At 32.6% G+C, this 12,669-nt stretch carries 12 protein-coding genes; 2 read left to right on the top strand and 10 right to left on the bottom strand.

The genetic code is table 11. From position 1 onward, the window contains the following. Nucleotide 1 precedes the first annotated feature (1 nt). The 10 genes from murG to mraZ form a co-directional block, all read right to left on the bottom strand. Entirely contained in the window at nt 2-1,114 is a 1,113-nt protein-coding gene (gene murG / locus QM746_RS01795) for an undecaprenyldiphospho-muramoylpentapeptide beta-N-acetylglucosaminyltransferase (RefSeq protein ID WP_414982644.1), read from the bottom strand. Nucleotides 1,115-1,201: 87 nt separating this feature from the next. Beyond that, on the bottom strand, nt 1,202-2,434 hold the full coding sequence (locus QM746_RS01790; RefSeq protein WP_414982643.1) for an FtsW/RodA/SpoVE family cell cycle protein: 1,233 nt from the start codon (nt 2,432-2,434) through the stop codon (nt 1,202-1,204). Nucleotides 2,435-2,465: 31 nt separating this feature from the next. Then, complete coding sequence (gene murD, locus QM746_RS01785; protein ID WP_414982642.1) at nt 2,466-3,809, bottom strand: UDP-N-acetylmuramoyl-L-alanine--D-glutamate ligase; 1,344 nt, start codon at nt 3,807-3,809, stop codon at nt 2,466-2,468. A 71-nt stretch (nt 3,810-3,880) separates the two neighbouring features. Next, nucleotides 3,881-5,122 (bottom strand): phospho-N-acetylmuramoyl-pentapeptide-transferase, encoded by a 1,242-nt coding sequence (gene mraY / locus QM746_RS01780; RefSeq protein WP_414982641.1) that lies wholly within the window; start codon nt 5,120-5,122, stop codon nt 3,881-3,883. Nucleotides 5,123-5,150: 28 nt separating this feature from the next. Next, the gene (locus QM746_RS01775; RefSeq protein ID WP_414982640.1) at nt 5,151-5,525 is read right to left on the bottom strand and encodes a hypothetical protein; all 375 of its coding nucleotides are present in this window, start codon (nt 5,523-5,525) and stop codon (nt 5,151-5,153) included. Between the two features lie 7 nt (nt 5,526-5,532). Next, entirely contained in the window at nt 5,533-6,993 is a 1,461-nt protein-coding gene (locus QM746_RS01770; protein ID WP_414982639.1) for a UDP-N-acetylmuramoyl-L-alanyl-D-glutamate--2,6-diaminopimelate ligase, read from the bottom strand. A gap of 55 nt (nt 6,994-7,048) precedes the next feature. Next, a complete protein-coding gene (locus tag QM746_RS01765) occupies nt 7,049-9,076 on the bottom strand; it encodes a penicillin-binding transpeptidase domain-containing protein (protein ID WP_374364276.1) in 2,028 nt (675 codons plus the stop codon). Next, nucleotides 9,057-9,431 (bottom strand): FtsL-like putative cell division protein, encoded by a 375-nt coding sequence (locus QM746_RS01760; protein ID WP_374364278.1) that lies wholly within the window; start codon nt 9,429-9,431, stop codon nt 9,057-9,059. The genes QM746_RS01765 and QM746_RS01760 overlap by 20 nt, the downstream gene beginning before the upstream one ends. Before the next feature lie 88 nt (nt 9,432-9,519). Continuing rightward, nucleotides 9,520-10,413: a 16S rRNA (cytosine(1402)-N(4))-methyltransferase RsmH gene (gene rsmH / locus QM746_RS01755; RefSeq protein WP_414982638.1), complete on the bottom strand. Its 894-nt coding sequence runs from the start codon at nt 10,411-10,413 to the stop codon at nt 9,520-9,522. Between the two features lie 46 nt (nt 10,414-10,459). Continuing rightward, the gene (gene mraZ, locus QM746_RS01750; protein ID WP_374364282.1) at nt 10,460-10,927 is read right to left on the bottom strand and encodes a division/cell wall cluster transcriptional repressor MraZ; all 468 of its coding nucleotides are present in this window, start codon (nt 10,925-10,927) and stop codon (nt 10,460-10,462) included. A gap of 255 nt (nt 10,928-11,182) precedes the next feature. On the opposite strand from mraZ, the gene QM746_RS01745 reads away from it, so the two are divergent. Both QM746_RS01745 and yihA read left to right on the top strand, forming a co-directional pair. Beyond that, complete coding sequence (locus QM746_RS01745; RefSeq protein WP_374364285.1) at nt 11,183-11,944, top strand: alpha/beta hydrolase; 762 nt, start codon at nt 11,183-11,185, stop codon at nt 11,942-11,944. Nucleotides 11,945-12,041: 97 nt separating this feature from the next. Further along, nucleotides 12,042-12,662, top strand: coding sequence for a ribosome biogenesis GTP-binding protein YihA/YsxC (yihA, locus tag QM746_RS01740; RefSeq protein ID WP_414982637.1), 621 nt, complete (start codon nt 12,042-12,044; stop codon nt 12,660-12,662). The last annotated feature ends 7 nt before the right edge of the window (nt 12,663-12,669 follow it).

The raw sequence follows: 12,669 nt of genomic DNA, 5'->3' as shown, positions 1-12,669 counted from the left end.
TTTATCTATTTAATACTTTAAAAATCTCATTTACAATGTCTTCTGAAGCTTTTGGCTTTGCAAAAAATTCAAGATTCTGAGACATTTCTTTTCTTAGATTTTCATTTTCACAAATTTCTGAAAGCGTATTCCAAAATTTTTCTTTCATTTCGGTGTCTTTTACCATTTTAGCTGCATTTTTTTCAACCAAAGTCATCGCATTTTTCGTTTGATGGTCTTCTGCTGCAAACGGAAAAGGAACCAATAAAACAGGTTTTTTAGTTACCGCTAATTCTGAAATTGCAATTGCGCCAGCTCTGGAAACAATGATGTCTGCTGCGGAATAAGCGGTTGCCATATCGCTGATGAATTCTTTGATTTGGATTCTGGACGCTTCGACTCCGCTCAGCGTGACATTGCTTATAATTTGCTGATAGTCAGTTTTCCCAGTTTGCCAAATTAGTTGATAACCTTTTTGTTTTATGTTTTCTAAATTTTCTTTCCAGCCGTTGTTCAAAGTTCTAGAACCTAAAGAACCACCAACTGAAAGTATTGTTAATTTATCTTTTTCTAAACCTAATTTTTCCTTTGCTAAATTGGTTTCAATTAAATCTGTTATAATATTTTCACGGATTGGATTTCCAAGAAAATACACTTTAGAATTCGGGAAAAATTTTTCCATTTCTGGATAAGCTGTAAAAACCGCTTTTGCTTTTTTACCATTGAAAATATTGGTTTTTCCAGGTAAAGAATTCTGTTCTTGTATAAAAGTTGGAATCCCCATTCTTGCTGCAATGAATAAAGCTGGTCCGCTTGCAAAACCGCCAGTTCCTACGGCAAAATCTGGTTTGAATTCTTTAATGATTTTTTTAGCTTTAATTAAACTTGAAATTAATTTGAATGGCAAACCAATATTTTTCAATAAATTACCTCTATCGAAGCCCACAATGTTTAATCCTTCAATTCTGAAGCCTGCTTGTGGCACTTTTTCCATCTCCATTTTTCCATTCGCGCCAATGAACAAAAATTCTGCATCTGGGAAACGTTTTTTTATCTCCTGTGCAATTGCAACAGCAGGGAAAATGTGTCCGCCAGTTCCACCACCACTCATTAAAACTTTCAATTTTTTGCTCATATTTTTTTATGATTGGTGAATGATAAGTGATGATTAATTTTTACGTTGTGCTCTAATCATTTATCATTCATGAATTATTAATTATTTTTACGCTATATCATTAATTTCTTCAATATTTTGTTTTTTGCTCATTCCTTCTTCATCAAAAACCTGAATTCTGGAACTTACATTTAAGATAATCCCTAATTGTAGATAGGTTACTAACATAGATGTTCCCCCGTAACTTATCAATGGTAGTGGTTGCCCAGTTACCGGAATTAAATTTACCGCCACAGCAATATTTACTGCTAATTGTATAAAAATCATTATTCCTAAACTCAATACCAATAAACTCCCGAAAAAAGCTGGCATTTTACTGGCAATCATTACAATTCTAATCATCATAATGAGATAAGCGGTAATGAGGAAAAATGCACCTATAAAGCCATATTCTTCTACAATAATTGCAAAAATAAAATCTGACGCAGATTGTGGAAGCATCTGTTTAAGAGCAGATTTCCCAGGGCCTTGTCCGGTAATTCCGCCGTGAACGATGGCTGCTTTTGCTTGGTTTACCTGATAGTTTTTTGCTTTTACGCTTTCGTCTTCTACTTCTGTATTTTTCTTAGAATTGGTAAAAGTTTCTATTCTACTTACCCAAGTGTGTACACGAGAACTGCCTATTACATCTGTTTTCAGCGCTAGAAATAGAAAAATTCCTATAAAAATGCTCGAAATTCCTAAAAATCCTAAAATATATTTTGAAGACAATTGCCCAATTATCATCACAATTAAAGAAACCATCAAAATCATTAAAGCTGTAGAACCGTTGTCTTTTGCTACCAATCCGAAAACCAATAAAACTGGTCCGAAAATGTAAATAATGTTTTCTATTGGAAGTCTTTCTCTGGTAATTCTTTTGGTTAAATATCTGCACAAGTAAATGATTAACATTAAATAAGCAAAACTTGATGGTTGGAAAGAAATGGGCGTTCCCGGAATTTTTAACCATCTTGAAGCGGAAGCTCCATCAATCTGCTGACCTGCAAACATGGTGATAACCAGCAAAATAACCATAATTGCTAATAAAATGCTACTCAACTTACCAATATATTCGTATTTGAAAGCACCAGCAATAAATCTCATAATTCCTAAGCCAAGAAATACAAAAATCATGTGTTTCACAACGTGACCAGTGGTGGTGCCATTGTGAACAATGTATTCTAGATTAGAACTAGCCGAATAAACGGGAAATACCGAGAATAGGGAGATTAAAATAATCACCATCCAAAGTACTTTATCGCCTTTTAGTAGTTCAAATTTGCTTTCTTGTTCTTCCATTCTTTTGTTATTTGCTAATTGCCATAGGTTTTTAGCTTTTTAATACTTCTTCTTTAAATAATTTGCCTCTATGTTCGTAACTGTTGAATAAATCAAAACTAGCACAACACGGAGAAAGCAATACTGCGTCTCCTTTTTCTGCGATAGATTTTGCAGCTTTCACAGCATCTTCTATACTTGCTGTATCTACAATAATATCTTTTTTGTCTTTGAAGAAATCTATAATTTTAGCATTGTCTAGTCCCATACAAATAATGGCTTTTACTTTCTTTTTTACCAATTCTTCAATTTCAGAATAATCGTTTCCTTTGTCTTTTCCGCCAACAATCCAAACTGTTGGTTGTTTCATGCTTTCCAAAGCGTAATAAGTTGCATTAACGTTGGTTGCTTTGCTATCGTTGATGTATTTTACGCCATCAATTTCTGCAAAAGTTTCTAATCTGTGCTCTACTGCCTGAAAAGTCATTAAAGAATGTCTAATGCTTTCGTTGCTGATATTCAATAATTTACCAGCTATTGAAGCCGCTAAGCTGTTTGCAACGTTGTGAGTTCCCATTAGAGAAAGTTCATCAATTCTCATCGAAAACTCGTCTTGTAGTTTTACATATAATTTTTCTCCTTCGGTATAAGCACCTTCATTTAGTTTTTCCTTCATTGAGAAAGGAATTTGCTTCACTTTAAAATCTAATTGTTGAAGCAATTTTTGGCTCATTTCATCATCTTTGTTGTAGATGAAATAATTGTCGTTTTCTTGGTTTTCTGCAATTCTGAATTTTGCCAAAGCATATTCTTCATAATTGTAGTTGTATTGGTCTAAATGGTCTGGACTCAAATTCAACAATAAAGAAATATAGGGTCTAAAATTCTGAATATCATCTAATTGAAAGCTGCTTACTTCTAATACATAATATTCGAAGTTTTCTTTGGCAACTTGCAAAGCAAAACTTTTACCAATGTTTCCTCCTAAGCCCACATTCATATTGTAATTTTTAAGAATATGATAGATGAGAGAAGTAGTAGTAGTTTTACCATTGCTTCCAGTGATGGCAATAATTTTAGCATCAGTAAATTCTGCTCCAAATTCTATTTCTGATGAAATTCTAATTCCTTTAGCTTTAATTTTTTGTACCATTTCGGCTTTTTTGGGAACGCCAGGCGATTTAATTACCCAATCTGCAGCCAAAATTCTTTCTTCATCGTGGTTTTTTTCCTCGAATTCTATTTTGTTTTCTTCTAAAATCTTTTTGTAATGCTCTTTTATTTCTCCTAAATCTGAAAGGAAAACTTCCAAGCCTTTGGTTTTGGCTAAAATTGCAGCTCCCACGCCACTTTCGCCGCCTCCAAGAATTACAACTTTTAAATTTTCTGTGCTCATTTTACATTTTTAATGCTTTCGCATTATTTCCCATTTTAATATTGTTGTGATTGATTTTGATTTTTTTATAATTATCTGATTTTTAGTGTGATTAAACAGATAATTGCTAACATTACACCTAGAATAATCATTCTGTTTACAATTTTACTCTCGTGGAAACCATTTAATTGATAATGATGATGAAGAGGTGACATTTTAAAAAGTCTGTTATTCTGAGCGTATTCTAAGCCATATTTTCTTTTTCTATATTTAAATACCAATACTTGTAGCATTACTGATAGATTTTCGATTAAGAAAATTCCACATAGAACAGGTATTAAAAGTTCTTTTCTTAAGATAATTGCCAATACAGCAATTACGCCTCCAAGCATTAAACTACCAGTATCTCCCATAAAAACTTGTGCTGGATATGTATTGTACCAAAAGAAGCCAATTGTTGCTCCAATTAAAGCGACGGCAAAAATGGTAGTTTCTCCCATGTTCGGTAAGAACATAATATTGAGGTAGTCAGAAAAAATGATGTTACCAGATATGTACGCGAAAAACGCCAATGTTCCGAGTATGACGACGCTGGTTCCCGATGCCAAACCATCTATTCCGTCTGTTATATTTGCACCATTAGAAACTGCGGTTACAATAAAAATAACTAAAGGAATAAAAACCAGCCAAGCCCATTCGTCTTGTTGTTTTTCGTCCATCCAAAAAAGAATTTTACTATAATCGAACTCGTTATTTTTCATAAATGGAACGGTTGAAATAGTTTCTTTTTTTGCAGGAGCAAAGTTTTGAGCCACATTATTTCTGTTAACAACTTGTGCGTCTGCATATTTTCTTTTGATGGTAATATCTGGATGATAATACATGGTAACGCCAACAATTAATCCTAAACCAATTTGACCAATTACTTTGAAAATTCCACTTAAACCATCTTTGTTCTTTTTTATTTTCTTTAAATAATCGTCTATAAAACCTATTGCGCCCATCCAAATCATAGAAACCAAAAGCAAAACAATATAGATATTGGTAATTCTGGTAAATAGTAAAACCGGAATAACAGTAGCAAAAATAATGATGAGACCGCCCATTGTAGGAGTTCCTTCTTTTTGTTTTTGTCCTTCTAATCCTAAGTCTCTTACCAATTCTCCCATTTGTTTGTTCCTAAGGAAATTGATGATTCTTTTGCCATAAAGAAGAGCAATAAACAACGATAACAAAACCGCCATTGCAGCTCTAAAAGAGATGTATTTTAGTAATTGCAATCCTGGAATGTCTATTCCGTGAGATGTAAGGTATTCGTATAGATAGTATAACATAATTAGTTGTTAGTTGATGGTTGTTGTTTTATAGATCATACATTTTTATGAAAATCTGATTTCTATATTTACAGATAGAATCTATATTTTTTTCAGGATTTTTTATTATTAATCTCATCCCTCCAAAATGTTCTTTATAGAATCTTAATATTTCTTTTTTGTACGTAGTATCTTTATTTTTCATGTATTTTTCACAAAGGCAATTTGCAACATCTACTTTAGCATTACTTTGCGAAAAATCTAAATATCCTGGTTTTGGTTTTTCAAATAATTTTTGGTGATAAACTCCTTCACAATCTAAAACTTTGATTTTCCTTTCAAATGAATGATTTAAAACAATATAAATCAAACCACCGAAAACAATGGTAAAAATTGAAAGTAATATGATTTTAGATTTTTTCATTATCAAATTACTTTGACATTAATTTATATAATTCTACAATTGTTTCTTTGTCATCAAAATGATGTCTTACACCATTTATTTCCTGATACGTTTCGTGACCTTTTCCCGCTACGAGAACAATATCTTTTGGTTCGGCAAATTTTATCGCCATTTTTATCGCTTCCTTTCTATCAGGAATTGAAGTGTATTTGCTGAAATTCTGCGGTTCTACACCTGCTTCAATTTCTTTGATAATTTCCGTAGGATTTTCCGTTCTAGGATTATCTGTGGTAATAATTGCTAGCGTAGATTTTCTCGTCGCAATTTTTCCCATTTCTGGTCTTTTTGCGTGGTCTCTGTCTCCTCCGCAACCGAAAACGGTAATTAATCTTTCGTTTTTTGTTCTAATTTCGTTGATAGAATCTAAAACATTTTCCAATGCATCTGGCGTGTGCGCATAATCTACAACAAAGAAAATTCCGCCATCAGATTTCAACGTTTCAAACCTTCCTTTCACTCGTTTTAAAGTAGAAATTGCTTGTAAAATTTCATTTTGCTCGAATCCTAATTCTTCTGAAATTGCAAAAGCCAAAAGCAAGTTATAGACATTGAATTTCCCAGTTAAAGTGCTCCAAAATTCTTTTCCATTGAAGTTTAGAAGCATTCCGTTGAAATCTACTTCCAGAATTTTTCCGTGATAATCTGCCAACGTTTTCAAAGCATAAGTTTTCTTTTTTGCTTTAGTATTTTGAAGCATTACGTTGCCATTTTTGTCATCAGCATTGGTAATTGCAATGGCAGTTTCGGGCAGTTCATCAAAAAATCTTTTTTTGGTTTTTAAATATTCTTCAAAAGTTTTATGATAATCGAGATGGTCGTGTGTAAGATTGGTAAAGCCAGCGATTGCAAAATGTAATCCTTCAATTCTGTCTTGATGAATTCCGTGCGAAGAAACTTCCATAAAAGCATATTCGCAGCCAATTTCTACCGCTTTTGCCAACATTTGATTCAAACGAATAACATCTGGAGTTGTATGTGTAGAAGGAATTATTTCGTCACCAATTCTGTATTCAACGGTAGAAATTAATGCACTTTGATAACCTAAATTTTTGAAAATGTCAAAAAGTAGAGTTGTAACGGTAGTTTTTCCATTGGTTCCAGTTACGCCAATCAATTTCAAATTTTCTGAAGGATTTCCGTAGAAATTTGAAGCCAATTTTCCTAAAGTTTTAGAAGAGTTTTTAACTTGAATAAAATTAATTTCTTCTGGTAAATTTTCTGGTAAAACTTCGCAAACAATAGTTTTTACACCTTTTTCTATCGCAGAATTGATATAAGAATGTCCGTCTGAAACTGTTCCTTTTATCGCAACATACAGAGCGTTTTCGGTAGCTTTTCTGCTATCGAATACAATTTCTGATACTTCTGAATCTAAATTTCCAAAAGTTTCTAGAACTGGAATTTTATGTAATAATTTTGATAAAATCATTTTTATAATTTGAGATTTGAAAGTCAATGTTTGAGATTGTAAGTTCAAATCAATTTTAATTTTGCAATTCTAAATAAATTCTTTGTTTTTTGTGGATTACAGCTCCCGCATCTGGAAACTGATTTTTAATTTTTCCCACACCTTTATAATCTACTCTATATCCTTGATTTTCTAACTGAGGAATTACGTTTTTCCCCATCAATCCTTTCATATTTGGTAAAACACCACTTTTTACAGTAACTTTTACGTTGGGCTGCATCATTTTTCTTAAATCCACTTTTTTGTTTACCAACATTTCTTTTTCTACATTAAGTGGAGTTTTTAAGAAAACTTTTCCTGCGATTTCTTTAAAAATAGGCGCAGCAACAGTTGCTCCAGAATAACCAATGGCTGTATTGGGTTGGTTTATCATTACATAGCACGTGTATTTCGGATTGTCTGCTGGGAAAAATCCCGCAAAAGCAGCTTGATATTTTCCAGAACTTTTCCAATATTCGAATTTTGCGGTTCCTGTTTTTCCTGCCAATTTTATGTTTGGCGTGAAGATACTTTTTGCCGTTCCTTTTTCTACGGTTTTGGTAAGCATTTCAGTCATTAATTGTATTGCTTCTGTAGAAGCCATTTTATCTACCAAAACTTCAGGTTCTGCTTGATATTCTATTTTTCCGTCTTTTACAATTTTTTCTATGAAAAGAGGTTTTACCATTTTTCCTTTGTTGGCAATTCCGTTGTAAAAAGTTGTTAATTGGAGAATGCTAAATCTAGAAGAATATCCGTAAGATAAAGATGCCAAACCTCCCTTGCTCCATTTTGTATTTTCTGGAGTTAAAATGTATGGTTTTACAATCCCTGGAAGCTCAATTTGCATTTTATCAAAAAGTTTCCATTTTTTTAAATGATTAAAAAATACTTGAGGATCTTTTCCGTAATATTTTGTAATTAATTTGGAAGCTCCAACGTTGCTAGATTCTGCCAAAACATCACTTATGTCGTAAATTCCGTTTCCTTTTACGTGAGAATCAGACATAGGTTGGTCGAAATATTTCCATCTTCCGTTTCCTACATCCACGGTTGTGCTTTCGTCTATAAAGCCATCGTCCATCGCTGCAAGCAACGAAACAGTTTTAAACGTAGAACCAGGTTCTGTGGCATCTTTTATAGCGTAATTGTATGCATCTACATATTTTACATCTTCATCTTTTCCTTCTTTTCTAAGGTTTACCATTGCTCTAATTTTGCCGGTTTCAGTTTCCATTACCAATACAGAGCCGTGGTCTGCTTCAAAATGAATGAGTTGTTTTTCTAAAGCAGAATGAGCAATATCCTGAATTCTTAAATCTATGGTTGTGTAAACATCTTTTCCGTCAATTGGTTCTTTTACTTTCCAGTAATCAATTGGTTTCCATTGAGATGAATTAACTCTTTGTTCGTATCTTGTTCCGTCTGTTCCTTTTAGAAATTTACTGAAAGCTCCTTCCAGACCAGATTTTCCTATTTCGTTATCCATTCCAATAGTTCCGGCGCCAATTTGAGCCGTTGCTAATTCTCTTTTGAAATTTCTTTCGATTATTAAGCATCTGTTTTTCTTAAATTTCCCTGTTTTTTTGTCCATTTTACTAAAAATTGGGAATTTTTTAATTCTGTCGTATTGGTCGAAATCCAAACCTCTTATCAAAGAGAAATATTGATTTTCTTTTTTCTTTTGTTCATCAAATATTTTTCTAAAAGCAGAACGAGGCTTGTCGAACATTTTGCTTAGAGAATCGGTAAGTTCGCCAATGTGATTGGTGTAAACAGTGTCTTTGATGGTTTTAAAATCGATGTAAGCGTCATATCGCATTACTGTAGTTGCCAAAATAGAACCGTCTGCAGCAAAAAGGTTTCCTCTGGCGGCTTTTAGCGTTGCTTCTCTATAATTATTACTAATGAAATTTTTCTCAATAGTATCTACATTATTGTGCTGTAGAAAGAAAATTCTTCCCAAAAAAACAACAAATACGATGAAAGCCACCCCTGCAAAAAGGTAGCCCCATTTTAGCGCTTTAGAGCGTTTGGTGTCGTACTCATTTATTTTCGTTGCCATCTTCTATGCTGTCTAATTTTATTAAAAGTTTGTGCGGATGATTGTCTAGCGAAACCAAAGAATCTCCTTCCATTTCTTTGCTTAGTTCAGATTCCATTTTTACTTTAATGAGTCTGCTTTGTGCATAAGCATTTCTAGATTTGAACTCTTCTGCTTGTTCTTTTAATTGATTAACTCTTTCTATTTTTTTACTTACCAAGTGATTACTGTAAATCATAATCATCATTAAGGCGAAAATGAGTAAGAAATATTTGTAATGAACTTTTACTTCATCACGGTTTAAGAAATTTCCTTTTACAATATCTAGAAAAGTAAGTTTCTTTTTTGGTTTGTTATATGTTACTCTTTTTGCCACAGACTTTTTATGTTTGATGATAGATAATTGATGTTTGATTAAATCATTGTACTTAAAAATTAATTATGAATCAATCATCATTTATCACTTATACTTTAATTCCTACTCTCATTTTTGCACTTCTCGCTCTGGAGTTTTGTTCTATTTCTTCCACGGTTGGAATAATTGCTTTGCTCTTCAAAAGTTCGAAAGCTTTGGTGTAATTTCCATAGATGTCTCTTTCTGGCTCTCCTTCGAACATTCCGTTTTTTAAAAATCTTTTCACCAATCTGTCTTCCAATGAATGATAAGAAATAACCACTAATCTGCCGTCTTTTTTCAAAACATTGAAAGATTGTTGTAGCATTTCCTTCAAAACATCTAATTCCTGATTTACCTCAATTCTAATCGCTTGAAAAACCTGAGCGAAAAATTTATTTTGTTTATGAGGAGGAATATAACTGAAGATTTTTTTAAGGTCTTCGGTTGTATTTATTTTTTTTGCTTTTCTGTGATGAACAATTTCTCTTGCCAATTTTCTCGCATCTCTTAGTTCTCCATAATAGTAGAAAAGGTCTGCCAATTGTTCTTCTTCGTAATCGTTAATTACTTTTTTGGCGTCTAAACCTTGCATGGTGTTCATTCTCATGTCAAGAGGTGCGTCACTTCTTGTAGAGAAGCCACGTTCTGCAGCGTCAAATTGATGAGACGAAACGCCTAAATCTCCTAAAACTCCATCTACTTTTGAGACTCCGTACATTAGAAGAGAGTTTTCTAAAAATCTGAAATTCTGATTGATTAATGTAAATCTTTCGTCTTCTATATTATTATTGAGTGCGTCCAAATCTTGGTCGAAACTGTATAATTTTCCTTTTTCAGAAAGTCTTTTCAAGATTTCTCTAGAGTGCCCGCCTCCTCCGAAAGTTACATCTACGTAAATTCCGTCAGGATTGGTGATAAGAGCATCAATGCTTTCGTGTAATAAAACAGGATTATGGTACATTTCAAAAAATTCTAAAATTTAAAAATTCAATGTTCAAAACTCAAGATTAGGTCTCGAGATTGAAATCAATGCCTCCCATTACTTCTTCAGTAAGTGCTCCGAAATCTGCTTCATTGGTTGCAATAACTTTTTCGTAAGTGTCTTTGTCCCAAATTTCAAAAAGTTCGCCAGCACCAGAAATCACAACTTCTTTGCTTAGATTGGCAAACTGTTTTAGGTCTTTTGGGATTAATATTCTTTCGGAAGCATCTAACTCAATGTTTTTAACGCCGGCAGTAAACATCCTGATAAAATCTGCATTTTTTTTCACAAATCTATTCAGTCCGTTTATCTTTTTCATGAGTTTTTCCCATGGTTTCATTGGGTAGGCTTCTAGACAATTTTGAAACACAGAACGCTTTACTACAAAGTTCTTATCATCAGAATCTTGCAGTAATTTTATTAATGACGAAGGGAGTTTTAATCTGCCTTTGTCATCAATTTTACATTCGTATGTTTCGTAAAAATTAATCATTTGGAGCAAATTTATATATTATTTTCTAAAATTTCCCACTTTTTCCCACTTTTATAGTTAATGTTGATAACTTTTCAATTTTGACTATAGAGTTTCTGTAATTAATTGAATGATAAATGCTTAATGACTGAGAGGATTCTTTAAATGTCTGATTTTCAAAAAATAAAATGGATGAAGAAAAAAAGAAAAGTTTAGCATTAAATAAACATTCAATTAATGTTAAATTTCGTATTTTTGCGAGATACACGTCATTTTATGATATTTAGTACTAAAAAGGAGAAAAAATACACGTACGTTGAAAGTGGAGAAGGCCATCCTTTGGTTTTACTACACGGTTTGATGGGAGGATTAAGTAATTTTGATAAAATGGTTACTTATTTCTCGGAAAAGGGATTTAAAGTTTATGTTCCTCAGCTTCCTATATATGATTTGCCAGTTCTTAATACCAATCTTGCAAGTATTGCAAAATATGTAGCAAAATTTATTAATGATAAAGTTGGGCAAAAAGTTACATTGGTAGGAAATTCTATGGGAGGTCATATTGGGCTTATTTTAACGTTGGCTCACCCAGAATTGGTTCACTCTCTTGTTCTTACAGGGAGCTCTGGTCTTTATGAAAGAAGTTTTGGAGAAACTTTTCCTAGAAGAGGAGATAGAAATTATATAAAGAAAAAAACAGAAGAAGTTTTTTATAATGCAGATGTTGCTACAGAAGAATTGGTAGATGAGGTTTTTGGTGTGGTGAATGACAGAATGAAAGGTATAAAAACTGTTTTACTAGCAAAAAGTGCCATAAAACATAATATGTTACAAGATTTGCCGAAAATAAAACAACCCACTTGTATTATTTGGGGTAAACAAGATAATGTAACTCCGCCAGATGTAGCAGAAGAAATGGACAGACAGATTCCTAATTCAGACTTGTTTTGGATAGACGAATGCGGGCATGCTGCAATGATGGAAAAGCCAGATGAATTTAACGAAATTCTATATAACTGGTTAAAAGAAAAAATATAGGATAAAGTATTATATTTTCTCGCAGATTTGGCAATTTGGCAGATTCTCTTAGTCGGCTTTTTTTGTTAAATCTGCGAGATTTTTTATAAATAATAGTATGCAAATAAAGAATGTAATTTTTGTAAAAAGTAGTGGCAAGTGGCAAGAATGTCCAGAAGCTACGCTTCCAGAATATGCTTTTATTGGAAGAAGTAATGTTGGTAAATCTTCGCTTATCAATGCAATGATGAATCATAAAGATTTAGCAAAAACCTCTCAAACACCGGGCAAAACGCAGTTAATTAATCATTTTTTGGTAAATGAAAATTGGTATCTTACAGATTTGCCAGGTTATGGATATGCAAAAGTTTCTAAAAGTTTGAGAAAAGATTTTGAAAAACTTATCACCAATTATATTATCAATAGAAAAAATTTAGTTAATCTTTTTGTATTAATAGATGTAAGACATACGCCGCAAAAAATAGATTTAGAATTTATGGAGTGGTGCGGAGAAAATGGAGTGCCTTTTTCTATTGTTTTTACCAAGTTAGATAAATTAAAACCAGGAGCGGCAGAGAGAAATGTAGATATTTACAAAACAAAACTTCTAGAAACTTGGGAAGAACTGCCAGATGTTTATATTACTTCTGCAGAAAAGAAAATTGGTGGTGATGAAATTCTGAAATTTGTAGAAAAAACCAACGATTATTTAGTGAAAAACAGGGTGAAGTTTCAGTAAATTTAAA

This window comes from Cloacibacterium sp. (genome assembly GCF_047601505.1).
GTDB lineage: Bacteria > Bacteroidota > Bacteroidia > Flavobacteriales > Weeksellaceae > Cloacibacterium.
This window is presented reverse-complemented; position numbering and strand designations above follow the sequence as displayed.

Coding starts and splice junctions, on each gene's coding strand:
- QM746_RS01745 (WP_374364285.1), top strand. CDS start 11,183: ATGATATTTAGTACTAAAAAGGAGAAAAAATACACGTACGTTGAAAGT.
- murD (WP_414982642.1), bottom strand. CDS start 3,809: ATGAGCACAGAAAATTTAAAAGTTGTAATTCTTGGAGGCGGCGAAAGT.
- murG (WP_414982644.1), bottom strand. CDS start 1,114: ATGAGCAAAAAATTGAAAGTTTTAATGAGTGGTGGTGGAACTGGCGGA.
- QM746_RS01775 (WP_414982640.1), bottom strand. CDS start 5,525: ATGAAAAAATCTAAAATCATATTACTTTCAATTTTTACCATTGTTTTC.
- yihA (WP_414982637.1), top strand. CDS start 12,042: ATGCAAATAAAGAATGTAATTTTTGTAAAAAGTAGTGGCAAGTGGCAA.
- QM746_RS01770 (WP_414982639.1), bottom strand. CDS start 6,993: ATGATTTTATCAAAATTATTACATAAAATTCCAGTTCTAGAAACTTTT.
- rsmH (WP_414982638.1), bottom strand. CDS start 10,413: ATGTACCATAATCCTGTTTTATTACACGAAAGCATTGATGCTCTTATC.
- QM746_RS01765 (WP_374364276.1), bottom strand. CDS start 9,076: ATGGCAACGAAAATAAATGAGTACGACACCAAACGCTCTAAAGCGCTA.
- QM746_RS01790 (WP_414982643.1), bottom strand. CDS start 2,434: ATGGAAGAACAAGAAAGCAAATTTGAACTACTAAAAGGCGATAAAGTA.
- mraY (WP_414982641.1), bottom strand. CDS start 5,122: ATGTTATACTATCTATACGAATACCTTACATCTCACGGAATAGACATT.
- mraZ (WP_374364282.1), bottom strand. CDS start 10,927: ATGATTAATTTTTACGAAACATACGAATGTAAAATTGATGACAAAGGC.